The organism is Rhodococcus sp. FH8 (assembly GCF_019266085.1).
GTDB lineage: Bacteria > Actinomycetota > Actinomycetes > Mycobacteriales > Mycobacteriaceae > Rhodococcus_F > Rhodococcus_F qingshengii.
Map to the genome: position 1 here is coordinate 233,801 of NZ_LPNQ01000057.1, position 17,007 is coordinate 250,807.

Sequence of the window (17,007 nt, forward strand, 5' to 3'; positions counted from 1 at the left end):
CGGCAAAACGGGCGCAAAGTTCTCACTCAGTGGTAGCCGCGACACCCAACCTGCTCGAACCGCCGAGTCGCCCATTCAAATAGTGCGGAATCTCGGCTGCCCGTATCGGCATTCCCTCGAGGTACCCCTGGATCACGTCACATCCGCACTCGGTCACTATCGCGCGCTGCCTCTCCGTCTCCACGCCCTCGGCGACGGTGTCCAGCCCCAGAGACTTGGCAATCGCGATGACGGCTCGCAAGACAGCGAACCTCGAATTCGAGGGATCCGCGTCCAGCGGTGCGACGAACGCCCGATCGATCTTCAACCGATCGAGCGGCAGCCGGGCCAAGCTGGCAACCGAGGAGAACCCTGTGCCGAAGTCGTCCATCGCAATGGCGATGCCGAGCGCCGAGAGCTGTACCAACACATCTCGGTCGGCGTCGTCGATGACCAACGATTCGGTCACCTCGATCTCGAGTCGGCTGGGGTGGAGGTTCACCTCGATCAGTGTCCGGCGTACCGAGTCGACGTATCGACTCGAACGCAGTTGCACCTGAGAAACATTGACGGCAACCCGAATGTCCTCCGGCCACGTTGTCGCCGCCGTGCAGGCAGCCCTCAGAACACCTGCACCGATCGGCACGATCAAGCCGGTTTCCTCGGCGACCGAAATGAAGTCTCCCGGCGAGACGAGACCTGAAGTCGGATGGTTCCACCGCAGCAGAGCCTCGAACCCGACGACAACTCCCGTCGCGGCCGAGACCTGTGGCTGATAAACCAACTCGAACTCTTCGTCGATCAACGCACGACGAAGATCCAACAATGCCCTGGCCCTACCCGTCGCACGATCCCGCAAAGTCGCATCGAAGGCGCGAATCTGGTTCCGACCGCTCTCCTTTGCGTGGTAAAGCGCGAGGTCCGCGACAATCACCAGGTCTTCGAGGCTGTCGGCGTCGTCGGGCATCGAGCCGTACCCCAGACTGGCACGAATGCGAATCTGGTTGCCGACCAGTGAAAATGGTCGTTCGAATGAGTCGAGAATCGTTTGGAATCTCTTCTCCACCTCATCTGCACTCCCGATGTCGTCGAAGGCTACGTCGTCGAAGGCGATGGCGAACTCGTCACCCCCCAGTCGGCCACAGATCTCGTTCGATCGCAGAACGCTGTGCAGTCTGCCGGCAACATCGCGAAGCACGTCGTCTCCGATGTGGTGTCCCAACCGGTCGTTGATCGACTTGAAGTTGTCCAGATCCAGAATTGCCAGCCACACCCTGTGTCCGTCCCGAATCCGCGAAGACAGTTGAGCGTTGAAGCTGTACCGATTTCTGAGCCCGGTCAACGAATCGATCTCTGCCAATCGCAAGATGTTCTGGCGCTGGTGATACGAGTGCGTGATATCGGATCCGACACCGCGCCACCCGTAGGTCGCCCCATCGCCACTGCCCGGGTGACCTGACATCGACCACCAGCGAGTATCGCCCCGAACGACGACCTGCATGGTGAGGTCCCGAAACGCCGTCCCGGCTTGAAAATTCGCGGCGAGGAGATCAAGGGACTTCCTGCCCACATCTGTTCGGGACGCGCCGATCCCGATCAGGATCTCGTGCATTGTGCGGCCCCGAATCTGTGCTGCCGGCAAACCGACCTGCTCGGCGAATCGATACGACACGGTACTGGCGATACCGCGCGAATCGGTCTCCCAGAGCCAATCCTGTGCTCCGTCTTCGAGATCGTTGAGCAACAACTCGACGAGATCTCGTTCGTCCTCGGCTATGAGTTCGGCGCGTAGCCGTCTCTCGAAAAGTTTGGCCAACAGCAAAGTTCCGCTGTAGAGCGAACCTACAAAGACGACCAGCACCCCGATCAGCACGAAACGCGATGTGCCCGGTTCCGTCCAGAACGCCCCGGCCAACCCGACTCCCACCAGGCTGATCCAGACCACAGTGATTCCGCGAAACATCATGGTGGGAAACACGCCGACCGCGATCCCACCGATCAAGGTCGAGCTCAGTACCAACTCGTCACGAGGATCGAGCATCGGGAAGAGAACGAGAGCCAAGCACGCCAGGAGCACTCCCCAGACAATGATTTCGACTGTGAGTACCACCAGTTCGGTGGTCTGGGACTCGGAGACGCCGAGACGCGAGCGCCGGAGCCAATACACACTGAATCCAGCGCTCGACAACAGCATGACGCTCGACCAGGCGAAGGTGAACCATCCGGCATCCACCGGCAGAAGCACCACGATCGCTGACAAGGCAACCGCCGCGGTCAGAAACGACCACGGCAGTACGCGCGCGGTGAACCGCAGTCGTCGATCGAGTAGGCGACGGCGATCGTAATCCGAGAGGTGTTGTTCCGTGCCGCTGCGACCGAGTTTGCGCACCGACGTCCCGACGCGACGCCTACGGAGTACTGCCGGGTCATCCACGTCGGCCTGCTACCGCCGCTGCGACCGCGTCGACCGACATGGCTCCGCCGGCGATGTATCCCTGAACAGTCCTCACCCTTGCAGCGGCCACGGACTTCAAGTCCTCCTCACCGTCGACTCCCGAGACGACGACCTCCATTCCCAACGCGTCGACCAGATCCACGACAGCTTCGAGGATCGACCGTCCACCAGGCACTGCACCCGAAATGGAGCGTTCTATCCGGACTCGGGTGAACGGAAGGCCGGACAGTGATGCGAGCGAGGAGAATCCGGCGCCGAACTCGTCCACGGTCAGCGCGATTCCCATGTCCGCGATGGCGTGCAACGCAAACTTGGACTCGTCGGTGATCGCCGATGATTCGTTGAGTTGGAGCTCGAGCTGATGTGCACTGACACCTGATCGTCGAAGCGAGTCCCCTATCGCGACGACAAAGGAATCCGATTCGAGCTGACGCGTCGATACCGCGACGGCTACCCGCAGGTGATCAGGAAGGCGGGACGCCGCCTCGCAGGCCAACTCGAAGACGGTAGTCCCCAGTGAGTACGCCAAACCGGTGTCGTCTGCGACGCTCATGAATTCGGCGGACGTAACGGCACCGAGGCGGGCGTTGTGCCAGATCACGCGGACTTCCACGGCCACGATCTCGCGGGAAACCACGTCGATCCTGGGCAACAGCTCGAGTTCGAGGTCCTTCTCCGCGACAGTGTTTCCCAGATCTTCGAGCAGGCGGGCCCGCCGATCGGCCACGGACTTCATCGAGTCTCGATATTCACGTACGGCCCCGCGCCCGGATTCCTTTGCCGCGAACAAGGCCAGGTCCGCAGCGCCCATCATCTCGTCGGCGGAGGACGGCAGCTCGTCGGGGAGGTAGTACCCGATGCTGCATCCGATCTCCAACCGCGTACCGGCCACTGTGATCGGCTCGTGCAGAGTTTCGATGTAGCGGCCGAGCAGAGTACGAACTTGTGAGCTGTCGCCCACATCGGTGAAAAGAACCGCGAACTCGTCTCCCCCCAGACGTGCGAACAACTGTGACACCCCGCCGGCTTCGGACAGGCGATCCGCGACCTCTCGCAGAACCGCGTCGCCAACGGTGTGTCCCAGTGTGTCGTTGACCGACTTGAAGTTGTCGAGGTCGAGCATGGCCAACGCGAGACCACTTTCGCTTGTGTACGGCTCGCGCAGCAGTCGCTCGAGCTCGGTCCAGAAGCTGTGCCGGTTCGGCATACCGGTGAGTGCGTCCACACGACCCATCCGCACGATCTCGTCACTCTGCAGTTTTACTTCCGTGACGTCGGAACCGACTCCTCGCCAGACGAACTCGTCGGGTGTACGGCCGGGGCGCGGGCGTCCGGAGATCTGCCACCACCGAATTTCACCGTGAACTCGGACCGGAACGAGCACGTCGACGAATGCGGTCTTCGTGTGGCGGGCCTGCTGCAACTCCATGAGCGCATCGATCCCGCCGGGGATCCGTAGGGTGCCCAACTCCATGAACAGGTCCTGCCACGCCGTTCCCTGCAACTCGGTGGAGTCCAGCCCCGCTTCGACCGCGAGCCGCGTCGGGATTCGGTTGAACTTGCCTTTCTGGTCCGTCTCCCACACGAAGTCCCCGGCGTTGCCTTCGAAGTCTTCGAGAAGCATCTGCACGACCGATCGTTCCGACGCGGCGCTCAATTCAGCTCGATAGCGAGATTCCAGGTTGCCCGAGACCACTATCGTGCCGCCGATCAGAGCCGCGCCATAGGCGATCATTCCAATGAGAATTCGTTCGAACTCGGGTCCCGGCTGAAGCCAGAATGCCACCCCGAGGATTATCAGATTGGACAGGACCCAGGTGACCCCCACCACTCGCAACATCGCGGTGGCCACGGCTCCGGCACCGGTGATCGATGTGGTGACCGCTATCAGGATCAGATCGCCGGAATCGTCCAGGATCGGGTACAGGACCAGGGCGAGCGAGGAATACAGGATCCCGACTACAGCAAATTCGACGATGAGAAACGCGTAGGACATCCGGTACGTGGGTGTGATCAGGTTGAAATGAATGGCGAGACCCACGCACATCCCCACCAACCCGATCACGCCGGACAGCAATGGCCACACACGCGGCAGCGGTCCGCCGTCCGGGGGAATTACATACAACGTCAGCCCGAGTGTGACGACGAGGTGGACGGCAGCGGCCCATGGCAGCACGCCGAAGGTAACGGCTATCTGCTCACGAGTTACGTCATCACGTTGGGCGGGCGTCAGTCTTTCTCTCTGGCGGGGTTGCAGAAGCGACAGGACTGGCATCACTTACCTCCCGCTCCCACGACGCAATTGAATCGGACGTCCGACTCAGCAATTCTTCCGTAATTGGACGTTGCCGTGTCAACCAGTGCGTCCACCCTATTTCGGAGTCGCGTCTGCCCACAGACACAGTAATCAGCAAACTGCTGGTCTGCCGCAAGTTGGCGCCGCAAGTTTGATGCCCATGGGTTGAAATCAGACATGAGGGACAATGGCCGGAGATCGCCGATCACGTCGGTGGAGATTCCTCGACGGGTAACACGATCGGACTCATTCGAGTTCAGACAAGGACTATCACGATGGCAATCGACTACACCCGACGTTCCGGCGAGTCCACTCCGTCGCAAGCGCCGGTCAGCTTGAGCAAGATCACGCTCACAAAATCGGCGCCGACGGTCAACCTCGCGAAGGCGGGTGAACGACAAGGCAATATGCGCGTGAACCTCAACTGGTCACAGGGGGCACCACCGAAGAAGACCGGTTTTCTCGCCAAGCTCGCCGGCGCAGGCTCTGGTGCGGTCGACCTGGACCTCGGATGCCTCTACGAACTTGCCGACGGGTCCAAGGGAGTAGTTCAGGCCTTGGGTAACAGTTTCGGTTCACTGACTTCTCCGCCCTACATCTCCCTCGACGGCGACGACCGCAGTGGTGCGAACACCGGCGGCGAGAACATGCACGTCAATCTTGGTGACCCAAGCGCTTTCCGGCGAATCCTGATCTTCGCGATGATCTACGACGGCGCTCCCAACTGGGCGGCGGTGGACGGCGTCGTCACCTTGTATCCCACCAACGGGCCGGAGGTGGAAGTGCGACTCGACTCCGCCAGCAACCAGGAGCGACTGTGCGCGATCGCTCTCATCCAGAGTTCAGGTCAAGGCGTGACGGTGACGCGCGAAGTTCAGTACATCAACGGCAGTCAGTCAGATCTCGATCGGGCCTACAACTGGGGAATGAAATGGGCTGCCGGACGAAAGTAGGGGCTGCGGACGGGATCTCCCCCATCCGAACGACAATGTCCGAATCATCCACAATGTCGCAAGTTACTGGATAGTGTCGAGAAGTGGGGTCGGACATGAGGGGTCACGCTCGACACCGATAGTGGGTCGGTGACGCTATGTGCTTGGCGGCGCCGACGTTCGACCGGAAAGGCCCTCGATTTCCCCCGAGATCGAGGGCCTTTTCGTATCTTGCGTCACTGTTCGCACCCTTTCATTAGTTGATCGTTAAACTAGGCGTTCGTCCAACATGCACCGATGGAGAACGTGAATGTCCACGAATTCAGATCGACGCCCGCGCCTGCCCGTGAGAATCGCCTACCTCGCCGCAGGAGTTCTCTTTGTCGCCGCCATGCTCCTGTTGGCAAGCGTCGTCAACCCTGATCGGGACCGCGATTTCTCGATGAACCACGTCCCCGCGGGGACGTCGACGACCGCCTTCGCCGCAACGTCCGACCTCAGCTAACGAAGGTACCGGTACGTAAGTGGCGCACGTCACGAACTGTGGGTAGTTTCAACGCCGATGGTTCGCCGTAGGTCGGTATTGAGAGGGACGGCCAACCACTGCCCTGCCTGGTTGCCCCACCCAAGCAGGCAGGGCACCCCAGATCAGGCAGGCACCCCAGATCAGGCAGGCACCCCCGATAATTTAAGCCTCAAGTAACTGTTACTCGGGAAAGACTTGTATCAAACCGGGGCGAATCGTACATTTCATCCGGCAGTCGGCCTTCGTCCGACGCCTTTGCCGTCAATGTCGACGGAACTTCTCTGAACACCACCACAAGTCGGCCACTTGTCGTGACCGCATTCGTCCTCGCGAAAGGCTCGCCCATGTTCGATTTCTTCGGCGCAATCTCCGGCTTCTTCGGCCTACCGTTCGGCACCGGCTCGTCGAGCGGGAGCTCGGGAGGAAGCAGCGACGCACCCGTCGCGCCGCCTACCTGATCCACAAGCCTCACCCGGCACCGATCCGCCGGGTGAGGCTCTCGCCAATCTCTTTGAAACACAACGTAACAGCACTTCAACTCCACCGACTTTTCTGCGGATTCACGCCTACGCACTCCGGCGTCCGGACAGTTTCACCACATCGCCTGCAGTAATGGGTCCTGTGTCCGCCATTCTCCGCCGAGGCACACCCGCAGACCTCCCAACCGACAAGGCATGTGTTCGCCGTGAGCCGGTGTCCGTTGGGGCAGCAGTCCGGGGATTGCTCGGTCAACCGCATCTCCACATTTTCGCACACATGTTCGACAACTTGGTACTGCACGCTGCACATTCGATTGCACCGGCCGCTTCCGGTCGGCCCGAGCGCAACTATCCCTTCCGTCACTTCGGTCTGCTTTAATACGAAGGCTTTGTCGGGGGTTTACCAATGTCCGAAGTTGTCGAGTTTCTGCGAGCACACGCAGGCGAACACGGGGTTGAACTATGGGTTTCTTCAAGAAGGCGGCTGTGACTGCTCTAGCGGTCACTGCAGTCGGAGCATCAACAGGGATCGCATCAGCTGATCCGTCGACCGACGTGAATTACGAAGCGAAGGTCGTCGACAAGTCGATCGTCACCACCATCGACGCCGGGTTGTTCAAGGTATCCGGCGACGGCAAGTCCGTCGTCTTGCAGGACAGCAAGGGAGCCGACCTTGTTTCCCTGCCTCTCGCATACAACCTCGGGGATCTACAGTTCCCCTTCGATCGCACGATCAGTGAAGACGGTAAGACCCTCACGCTGACACCGATCACCGATTCGGCGAAGGCAACACCTCGACCCGAGAGTGCGCCTGCGGCAAAAGAATGGACGCCCGTCGCCTCGCCCGAGGAGAATGATCGGGCGATTGCGCACTTCCAGAGCCAACTCGGACTCGGCACTCAGGTCGGCAGCCTGCTCGGCACCATCGTCGGCGCCGGAATCGGTTGCGCTGTCGGCGCTCCGCTGGGCTTGACCATCGTCGGACTCCCCGTCGCCGCGGCACTGTGTCTGGGTGGCCTCGCAACAGGCGCCGGAATCGGCGGTGTCGCCGGAACGATCCTCGGCGGCGGCGGCGCGGCTGTCGTAGCCGGCATCGATCTCGTCAACACGCTGAATGCTCCTGCCGGGACGACCGTCTGGGCTCAGTAGCCACTTGGTGGTCAGTTGCTGCTCCACGGAAAGCCCCGCCCGCCCGAAGAGGACGAGCGGGGTTTTTCGATTCAATGTGCAGGAGGATCTACGTGGTGCCCCCAGTCGGACTCGAACCGACACTTGACGGATTTTAAGTCCGTTGCCTCTGCCAATTGGGCTATGGGGGCCTTGCCGCACCCGACGGGTCGGGTGCGGCAGGGATCAGACTATCGGGTCGGTCTGAGCTACCGACATCGCGATGCCGTCGAGTATGTCGTGTTCGCTGACAACCAGTTCGGTGATCCCGGCTTCGGCTTCGAACGCTTGAGCCAGCACCGTGGTGATGATCGCTCCGCCGCCGATGACGTCCACCCGCCCCGGATGCATCGGGCCGAAGGCAGCACGATCAACCCGAGGCATAGCAATGAGACGCTCGCACACGTCGAACAGTTGATTGAACGAAATCCTCGACAGGTGCACCTTCTCGGCGTCGTACTCCGGAAGATCCTGCGCGATCGCGGCCAGCGTCGTCATGGTTCCAGCGACACCCACCCACGTGTGCGCCTTCTCGACGGGTACGGCCTCGAACGCCTCGGCAAGTTTCGCGGTCGCGAAAGCCGTCGCCTCGGAAACCTGCTCTGCTGTAGGCGGATCCGACGGTAAGCAACGCTCCGTGACGCGCACACAGCCGATGTCGGTGGAGTACGCAGCCTGGACGCCCGACGTGTCGCCGAGGACAACTTCGGTGGATCCGCCGCCGAGATCGACCACCACGAAGGGGCCCTCCGACGGATCGAGTTCTCCCACAGCACCGCTGAACGAGAGGCGCGCCTCTTCGTCGCCGGTGATGACCTCTGCTCCGGATCCGGGAATCACCGCGCCGAGCACGTCCCGCGTCATCGTGAAGAATTCTTCCCGATTCGCAGCGTCGCGAGTAGCCGAGGTGGCGACCATGCGAACGGCGGTTGCTCCGGCATCGGCGATCATCGACGCGTACTCGACCAGCGCGATCCGGGTGCGTTCGATGGCCTCGGGCGCGAATGTCCCTGTCGCATCAACACCTTGACCGAGTCGCACGACGCGCATCTCGCGCCGGACATCCACCAGACGACCGTCGGCGCCGACGTCGGCGATCAGCAGTCGAATGGAGTTGGTACCGCAATCGACTGCGGCGACACGGCGAGTCACCGGTCGGTGTTGTCGGCATCGTCGATGCCAGGCCAGTCCGCGGGAATTGCAGTGCCGCGCAGCTTTCCGTGACCGGCCAACGCGACGGACTCGTCACCGAGCGGATTGACGCCGGGTCCCTTGGCAAGCGAATGTGCCATCAGCACGTGCAGGCACTTGACACGATCCGGCATCCCACCGCCGGCAAAGTCGGTTCCCAGAGATTCGATCGCGTCACGCTCGGCAAGGTACGACTCGTATGCGCGTCGATAGGCCGCGGCAAGTTCCGGATCCTGGGTCAGGCGTTCGGTCATTTCACGCATGACGCCGGCGGATTCCTGACGGCTCGCTTCGGCAGTCAGTCGCGGGTCCGTGAGGTAGTACAACGTCGGGAACGGTGTTCCGTCCGGAAGTTTGGGGGCGGTCTTGACCACGCCCGGCTGACCGTCCGGGCTGCGGTACGCGATCTCGATCACTCCGCGTGGCTCACGGCCCAATTGAGCGGCAACGGCGTCGAGATCCGCTTGTGAAACCTGTGGGGAATTTTCGGACGTGTTGCTCACCCGGTGGGTACTCCTTGTTCTTCTGGCTCTATCGGCGCCAACGGCATCGGGGCCGGTGTCGTCGTCTCGGGAACCACTGGCGGTTCCGAAATCGTTTGCCACAGATCGCGATACCACGGACCTGTGAGCGGTGTTTCCTTTTCCTGCTTCTTCTCGGGTTCCTTGTAGTCACCGGGAAGCTGAACCTGGAACGGGGTCTCGCCCGGTTTGACGTACCGAAGGCGTTCTCGTGCAAGAGCTTCGATGTACGCAGGGTCGTCGAAGCGCGCGTTCTGCCCTTGCAGCTTTCGCAGTTCTTCCTCGAGTACCTGACGTTCGGCCGCCACCTGCGCGGCATCCGAACGCTGGCTGATGTAAGTACGGAGCGGCACTGCCAGTGTCAGCGCCAGCATGAGCACAACCATCGCGAGCACAACTGCCCGACTGGTGGACAAGCCGAAAATGGTGTTGTCCGACTTCGGAAGCCGAGACCAGAACTTGTTGGTTCCGCTCTTCCCCCGGGCCGACTTCGACCCTCGCGCCGACGCTTTCTCGGCGGAGACCCCCGGTTGCGCGGGGTCTGTCACAGCGGAATCGACTGCTTCCGGATCTACCGAAGGTTCCGACACGCGCGGGCGTCGGGCGCTGTCCCGACGCGCACGCGACGGTGTGTCCCCACGACGGGAACCACGACCCCCCGGACTTCCGCCGGGGGATCGTGGCTTACCGCGCTGTGCAGACACTACTGAATCTTAGATTTCCGTCAGGCCTCGAAAGCGAAGCGCGGGAACGCAACCTCGCCGGCGTAACGTGCTGCGTCGCCGAGGTTTTCCTCGATGCGCAGCAGCTGGTTGTACTTGGCAACGCGCTCGCTGCGTGCCGGAGCACCGGTCTTGATCTGGCCGCTGCCGACGGCAACCGCGAGGTCGGCGATGGTGGTGTCCTCGGTCTCGCCGGAACGGTGGCTCATCATCGTCTTGTAGCCGTTGCGGTGAGCGAGATCGACGGCGTCGAGGGTCTCGGTCAGGGTGCCGATCTGGTTGACCTTCACCAGGAGTGCGTTGGCCGCACCCTTGACGATGCCTTCTTCGAGGCGCTCGGGGTTGGTGACGAAGAGGTCGTCGCCGACGAGCTGGATTTTGTTGCCGATCTGATCGGTGAGTGCGACCCAGCCGTCCCAGTCGTCTTCGTCGAGCGGATCCTCGATGGAAACGAGCGGGTAGGCGTCGATGAGCTCGGCGTAGAACGCCGCCATCTCGGCCGCGGTGCGGTTCTTGCCCTCGAACTTGTAGCCGGTGCCGTCGGTGTAGAACTCGGTGGCAGCGACGTCGAGAGCGAGCGCGACGTCGGTACCCAGCTTGAGGCCGGTCTTGTTCACGGCGATCGTGATGAGGTCGAGTGCTTCCTTGGTGCCTGCGACGTCGGGCGCGAATCCGCCTTCGTCGCCGAGACCGGTGGAGAGGCCCTTCTCCTTGAGAACCGACTTCAGGGAGTGGTAGACCTCGGCGCCCCAGCGCAGCGATTCCTTGAAGCTCGGTGCGCCGATGGGAGCAACCATGAACTCCTGGACGTCGACACCGGTGTCTGCGTGTGCGCCACCGTTGAGGATGTTCATCATCGGGACAGGGAGAACGTGAGCGTTGGGGCCACCGACGTAGCGGAACAGCTCGAGGCCCGAGGACTCGGCGGCGGCGCGAGCCACGGCAAGCGAGGCACCGAGCAGAGCGTTTGCGCCGAGACGCGACTTGTCCGGGGTGCCGTCCGCGTCGAGCAGCGCCTGGTCGACCGTGCGCTGCTCGGTTGCGTCGATGCCGATGATGGCAGGAGCGATCTCGCCGAGCACAGCCTCCACGGCCTTCTCGACGCCCTTTCCGCCGTAGCGTGCGCCACCGTCGCGCAGTTCGACGGCTTCGTGCTCACCCGTCGAAGCGCCGGACGGCACCGCAGCCCTGGCGAAACTTCCGTCTTCGAGCAGAACCTCGACCTCAACCGTGGGGTTACCACGGGAATCAAGGATCTCGCGAGCTCCGACCTGCTCAATACTGGCCACTGTGTGGTTCTCCTTCGAATGGGCTTCGCATTGGGGCACGCTCTGCGTGCTTGACACTTGGGCTCCGACCCCTCCGGTCGAAAGAGGACCACGATCGCGGCTGGGCCTCTGCAGTGCCAGCACCTCTGTAGTGCCAGCACACAGCCTAACCGCACGGGCCGAAGGCTTCTTTATCGACGCGCGGTCACGGGTCCGACCTGCGGATCGATCACCGTCAGTCCGGCCGTACCCCGACTGAATACGCCGACGCACGATCACGAACGAGCGCGAGATAGTCGCCCGAGAGGTTGTACGCCATCAGTGCCTGCTGCCATCCGGCAGCGGAAGTGAGGTCTCCCCCGCGTGCACACAGGTAGCGGGCGGCCGTGAGGGCAGCGTCGTCGATGTTGTCGGGGTCCACCCGGCCGTCGCCGTTGGCGTCGACTCCCCATTTGAGCCACGTCTCGGGGATGAACTGCATGGGCCCCATCGCACGGTCGTGCACTGGATCGCCGTCCATCGCCCCGCCGTCGGTGTCGGGGATCTCGGCAACTCCCGGGCCACCGTCGAGAGGGATTCCCCGAATGATCGGAGCAACCTGGCCGAACGCGTCGACCGACGAGCCGTCGTAGGTCCCGTGGCGGCTCTCGACGCTGCCGATACCGGCCAAAGTTGTCCACCCGATTCCGCAGCCGGGAAGCGTCTCGGCCATCACCGCGGCGGCGTACCCGTAGGCCTCGAGTGCCGTCGTCCCGATCCCGATGTCGTCCGACAATCCCGCTGCCCAGTCGGCGAGTTGATCAGCACTGCGGCCGGGAGCATTGATGTCGATCGGCGGCGTCGGAGAGCCGGTACCTGGGGGTATGCCCTCGGGAATAGCAACCTTCGGTTCGTTCGATCCGCAAGCCACGACGCCTGCGCCCAGCAAAGCTGTTCCGGCAGCTACTGCTGCTACGGCTCGCGAGAGACGCCGGGGACTTCTGCGGGCTGCGGGAGTTCGGTACACCCCTCCATCATCCACATGCGAGTGAACTACTCCCGAATCCATTGGTAAAGAACAGCAAAAGTACAGGTGAGAGCATGGTTCGCCGTCGATGATGGAGTATCTTCTTCTGAGTTAAGGCTGGCCTAGCCTCATGCGTTCGTCAGAAGCTGTTGCACTCACTCAGTCAGGAGTCGCCCGTGCCCGTGTCGGTACTCGCTGCCGCGAGCACACCATCAGTTGCCACCCAGCTATTCGGCAGTGGCCTGATCGGTCTGCGCGAAGGCCTCGAAGCGGGCATCGTGGTGATGATTCTCGCCGCCTACCTCGTGAAGGCCCAGCGCAAGGACGCACTGAAATGGGTGTGGCTCGGCGTCGCGATCACCGTCGCGATGGTGGCGATCATCTTCTTCGCGATCCACTACGGAACGTCGACGGTCGACGGCCTGACCGCAGAGATCATCGCGGGCGTTGCCTCCCTGATCGCCGTCGTCATCGTCACGATCATGGTCTTGTGGATGCGCACGGCCGCCAAAAACATTTCCGGAGATCTGAAAGCGGGGATGGAGAAGGCGTTGATCGCCGGACCCGTCGCCATCTTGTCGCTGTCGTTCTTCGCGGTCGGTCGTGAAGGCGTCGAGACTGCGTTGCTCATGGTCGGTTACGCCGAGAACACCGCAGGCAGCTCCTGGCCGTTGGTCGGACTGCTCCTCGGAATTCTCCTGGCCGCCGTCTTGACCGTCGCCATGTACTTCGGCGCCCTCCGTCTCAACCTGACGACGTTCTTCCGGTACACGGCGATCTTCCTCATCGTCGTAGCCGCCGGAATCCTCTCGTACGGTGTTCGCGCTCTGCAGACCGGAAACGTCCTGCCGGGCGGTTCGAATCTCGCGTTCAACCTGACACCCGGCTACGACCCGTCGACCTGGTACGGCACCGTCCTCGCCGGAATCTTCAACTTCCGCCCGGACCCGACCGTCCTGCAAGCCGTCGCATGGGTCGTCTACCTCGTAGTCGTCCTCGCGCTCTTCCTACGTCCCCTTCCGTCGAGCCCATCGGAACCGACAACCCCGCCTGCGCACGACACACACGTTCCCGAAAAATCCTGAGAGGCATTGCCGACATGCGTAAATCCACCCTCGTACTGGCCACGGCCGCGGTACTTCCCTTCTCCCTCGCCGCATGCACCGAGAAGACGACCGCGAGCGACGGCGACATCGTCGTCACGGCCACCGACGATTCGTGTGACGTCAGTGCCACCACTGGAACCACTGGCAGTTCGACGTTCCAGGTGACGAACAACGGCTCGAAGGTCACCGAGTTCTACGTCTTCGCCGAGGGCGATCGAGCGATGGGCGAAGTCGAGAACATCGGCCCCGGCCTTACCCGGCAGCTGATCGTCTCCCTCCCCGAGGCTGCGACCTATCAACTCGCGTGCAAGCCGGGCATGGTCGGAACCGGCATCCGTCAGGACTTCGTCGTCACGGGCGATTCGCAGGCGGCCACCGACGAGAGCGGCCAACTCGCCGAAGCTGCCGACGGCTACCGGAGGTACATCCGCAGCCAGATCGTCGCGCTGCAGGACACCGCAGCTCAGTTCGTCGCCGCCGTCCAGTCCGGCAACGTCGACCAGGCGAAGGCACTCTTCCCGATCGCACGTACCTACTACGAGCGCATCGAACCCGAAGCCGAGAGCTTCGGCGAACTCGATCCCAAGCTGGACCTGCGCGAAGCGGATCTGGAGCCCGGTCAGGTCTGGACGGGATTCCACCGCCTCGAGAAAGATTTGTGGGTGACCGGGCTTCAGCCGGATACCAACGCGGTCGCCGATCAACTGCTCGAAGACATTCAGTATCTTGCCGACCAGCTGAATGCCGAGGATTACACGATCGATCCAACCAAGATCGCCGGCGACGCCCAAGGACTGCTCGACGAGATCTCGACTTCCAAGATCACCGGCGAGGAAGACATCTTCTCGCACACCGACCTGTGGGATTTCCAGGCCAACGTCGACGGCTCGCAAGCGGCGATCGCGGCACTGAACCCGATTCTGCAGGAACGTAATCCCGAGCTCGCCCAGCGCATCGCTGACCGATTCGCCGACCTCGACGCTGCGCTGGCGCAGTTCCGGGTCGGCGACGGATTCGTGTACTACGACACCGTCACCGAGGCGCAGCGTCAGGAACTCTCGCGTAAAATCGATGCACTGTCCGCCGAGGTCAGCCAGGTCCAGGAAGTAGTCGCGGGACAGTAGATGACTGATTCACCAGAAGGCACACCCGCTGCGGAAAACGCAGCACCGCACGCAGTCTCACGGCGCCGACTGTTCGGCGCGGTGGGGGCCGGCGCCGTCCTGGCCGGTGCCGGTGCCGTCATCGGGCGGGTGACCGCCGACGAGAGTTCCGGCGCCGATCACGCAGACGTGGTGGCCTTTCGCGGCGAGCATCAGGCAGGCATCACGACGCCGGCCCAGGATCGTATGCACTTCGTCGCTTTCGATGTGACGACGAAGTCGCGCGACGAACTGATCACGCTGCTGCAGACGTGGACGGCGATGGCCGAACGAATGACGGCGGGTCAGGAAGCAACCGAGGACGGAGCGACCGGCGACGGTCCGTATGCACCACCGAGCGATACGGGTGAGGCACTCGATCTCGCGCCGTCGCAACTCACCCTGACCATCGGATTCGGACCGTCACTTTTCGACGACCGGTTCGGTCTCGCAGACAAGAAACCTGCTGCCCTGCTCGATCTCCCCCACTTCCGTGCGGACAACCTCGACCCGAATCGGAGCGGGGGCGACATCGCCATCCAAGCGTGCGCCAACGATCCCCAGGTTGCCGTCCATGCGATCCGCAACCTCGCGCGAGTCGCGTTCGGGACCGCGTCGGTCAAATGGTCGCAACTCGGGTTCGGACGAACATCCTCGACCTCGACGACGCAGGCGACACCACGAAATCTGTTCGGGTTCAAGGACGGAACAGCCAACATCAAGGCGGAAGATCCAAACGCACTCGCCCAGCACGTCTGGGTTGATCCCACTGACGATCAGGCCTGGATGGCAGGCGGATCATTCCTCGTCGCCAGACGAATCCGCATGCTGATCGAGCAGTGGGATCGCGCAGTACTCAAGGAACAGGAAGCTGTCATCGGCCGCTCCAAACGGAGCGGAGCGCCGCTCGGTGGCAAGGACGAGTTCGACGAGCTCGATCTCGATTCCAAAATGGGACACGACTTCGTCATCCCGGAGGATTCACACGTGCGCCTGGCCTCTGCCGAGGAACTCGGTGGGATTCAGATCTTGCGCCGCGGATACAACTTCACGGACGGCTCCGACGGCTTCGGCCACCTGGACGCGGGACTGTTCTTCGTTGCATACTGCCGGAATCCGGTCGAGCAGTTTGTTCCGATGCAGCAAAACCTTTCACGACACGATGCGCTGAACGAATACATCCAGCACGTCGGTTCTGCGGTCTTCGCTTGCCCCGGCGGTCTCGCCGACGGGAGCTACTGGGGCGAAACACTGTTCAACCCCAAATAGTCGATCAATTGGTTGGATACCACACTTGCTAACAAACTTCGAGTAATTTTATATATCGAACTGATAACAATCTTGGGATCAATGGTCCCGAAGGTGATATCTCGCCCATACGATCTGCGCATGAGAATTTCAGCACTTCTTCGAATTGCCCTTCTTTCAACGACTCTGGCGACGGCAACGATTAGCTTGCCTCCTCTTATGTCGCCAGCACGCGCAGCAGATCGTTTTACGGTCTATGCATACGACGAGTTCAATGGCCCTGCAAATTCAGCCCCCAACCCAGCCATCTGGCGCTACGAAACCGGCGGAGGTTGGGGGAACAACGAAAAGCAGGTGTACACCGACTCGCGGTCCAACTCGAGACTGGATGGGCAAGGAAATCTCCTCATTCAGGCCCAAAAAGTAGGCAACACAATCACTTCCGCACGACTTGGAACTTTCGGCAAGGTCGACTTCACTTACGGACTAGTCGAGGCGCGAATAAAACTGCCAGCAGGAAAGGGCATGCATCCGGCATTCTGGACGCTCGGCACGAATCTATATACAGCCGGTTGGCCCGGCTGTGGCGAAATCGACGCAATCGAAACCATCAACGATGCGAAGACATACACGAGCGCCGTGCACGGCCCTACCAAATCAGGAACACGAGTGACCGGAGTTTGGGACCGCAGTGTCGGCGGCGCACGACCCGGCACCGACTTCACCGCATTCCACACCTACGGGATACTCAAGCGGCCCGGACGAATCGAGACCTACATCGACGGCGTTCGAATGCTGTACCTCGATCGGTCACAGGTATCCGGAGCGGAGGCATGGGTGTTCGACGCTCCCGCATACACCTTACTGAATATTGCCGTTGGTGGAACCTGGCCAGGTTTAACCGATTCCACCACACCTTGGCCATCCACGATGACTGTCGACTACGTACGTTGGTTCCACGAGAACTGA

Annotated in this window: 14 protein-coding genes and 1 tRNA gene; 7 read left to right on the top strand and 8 right to left on the bottom strand. The window is 61.9% G+C overall.

Going from position 1 to position 17,007, the window contains the following annotated elements; translation table 11 throughout:
* Positions 1-22: 22 nt before the first annotated feature.
* On the bottom strand, positions 23-2,413 hold the full coding sequence (locus tag ATN38_RS32590; RefSeq protein WP_218747595.1) for a bifunctional diguanylate cyclase/phosphodiesterase: 2,391 nt from the start codon (positions 2,411-2,413) through the stop codon (positions 23-25).
* Entirely contained in the window at positions 2,406-4,709 is a 2,304-nt protein-coding gene (locus tag ATN38_RS03755; RefSeq protein WP_225320105.1) for a bifunctional diguanylate cyclase/phosphodiesterase, read from the bottom strand. The genes ATN38_RS32590 and ATN38_RS03755 overlap by 8 nt, the downstream gene beginning before the upstream one ends.
* Positions 4,710-5,005: 296 nt before the next feature.
* Here ATN38_RS03755 and ATN38_RS03760 point away from each other — a divergent pair, with 296 nt between their 5' ends.
* From ATN38_RS03760 to ATN38_RS03770, 3 genes are all read left to right on the top strand, one after another.
* Positions 5,006-5,683 carry a tellurium resistance protein TerA gene (locus ATN38_RS03760; protein ID WP_007728823.1) on the top strand — a complete coding sequence of 226 codons (678 nt, stop codon included), beginning with the start codon at positions 5,006-5,008 and terminating at the stop codon, positions 5,681-5,683.
* Positions 5,684-5,972: 289 nt separating this feature from the next.
* The gene (locus tag ATN38_RS03765; protein WP_218747596.1) at positions 5,973-6,167 is read left to right on the top strand and encodes a hypothetical protein; all 195 of its coding nucleotides are present in this window, start codon (positions 5,973-5,975) and stop codon (positions 6,165-6,167) included.
* Between the two features lie 962 nt (positions 6,168-7,129).
* Entirely contained in the window at positions 7,130-7,816 is a 687-nt protein-coding gene (locus tag ATN38_RS03770) for a hypothetical protein (RefSeq protein WP_042448887.1), read from the top strand.
* Positions 7,817-7,909: 93 nt separating this feature from the next.
* Here the strand turns inward: ATN38_RS03770 and ATN38_RS03775 are convergent.
* The 6 genes from ATN38_RS03775 to ATN38_RS03800 form a co-directional block, all read right to left on the bottom strand.
* Positions 7,910-7,986: transfer RNA gene (locus ATN38_RS03775), tRNA-Leu, on the bottom strand.
* A 34-nt stretch (positions 7,987-8,020) separates the two neighbouring features.
* Positions 8,021-8,986, bottom strand: coding sequence for a Ppx/GppA phosphatase family protein (locus tag ATN38_RS03780; RefSeq protein ID WP_054188772.1), 966 nt, complete (start codon positions 8,984-8,986; stop codon positions 8,021-8,023).
* Positions 8,983-9,528, bottom strand: a complete 546-nt coding sequence (locus ATN38_RS03785) for a DUF501 domain-containing protein (protein ID WP_003946286.1) — start codon at positions 9,526-9,528, stop codon at positions 8,983-8,985. Before ATN38_RS03785 ends, ATN38_RS03780 begins: the two co-directional genes overlap by 4 nt.
* Complete coding sequence (locus ATN38_RS33170; protein ID WP_074447086.1) at positions 9,525-10,250, bottom strand: septum formation initiator family protein; 726 nt, start codon at positions 10,248-10,250, stop codon at positions 9,525-9,527. Before ATN38_RS33170 ends, ATN38_RS03785 begins: the two co-directional genes overlap by 4 nt.
* 20 nt (positions 10,251-10,270) lie before the next feature.
* Positions 10,271-11,557: a phosphopyruvate hydratase gene (gene eno, locus ATN38_RS03795; RefSeq protein WP_003946309.1), complete on the bottom strand. Its 1,287-nt coding sequence runs from the start codon at positions 11,555-11,557 to the stop codon at positions 10,271-10,273.
* Positions 11,558-11,771: 214 nt separating this feature from the next.
* On the bottom strand, positions 11,772-12,584 hold the full coding sequence (locus tag ATN38_RS03800; RefSeq protein ID WP_116058051.1) for a lytic transglycosylase domain-containing protein: 813 nt from the start codon (positions 12,582-12,584) through the stop codon (positions 11,772-11,774).
* A 140-nt stretch (positions 12,585-12,724) separates the two neighbouring features.
* On the opposite strand from ATN38_RS03800, the gene efeU reads away from it, so the two are divergent.
* The 4 genes from efeU to ATN38_RS03820 all read left to right on the top strand — a co-directional run bounded on the left by efeU (position 12,725) and on the right by ATN38_RS03820 (position 17,007).
* Positions 12,725-13,627 carry an iron uptake transporter permease EfeU gene (efeU, locus tag ATN38_RS03805; RefSeq protein ID WP_218747999.1) on the top strand — a complete coding sequence of 301 codons (903 nt, stop codon included), beginning with the start codon at positions 12,725-12,727 and terminating at the stop codon, positions 13,625-13,627.
* 14 nt (positions 13,628-13,641) lie between these two features.
* Entirely contained in the window at positions 13,642-14,772 is a 1,131-nt protein-coding gene (gene efeO / locus ATN38_RS03810; RefSeq protein WP_003946291.1) for an iron uptake system protein EfeO, read from the top strand.
* Entirely contained in the window at positions 14,773-16,059 is a 1,287-nt protein-coding gene (gene efeB, locus ATN38_RS03815) for an iron uptake transporter deferrochelatase/peroxidase subunit (RefSeq protein ID WP_003946328.1), read from the top strand. It begins immediately after the preceding gene.
* A 120-nt stretch (positions 16,060-16,179) separates the two neighbouring features.
* Positions 16,180-17,007: a glycoside hydrolase family 16 protein gene (locus ATN38_RS03820; RefSeq protein WP_052416980.1), complete on the top strand. Its 828-nt coding sequence runs from the start codon at positions 16,180-16,182 to the stop codon at positions 17,005-17,007.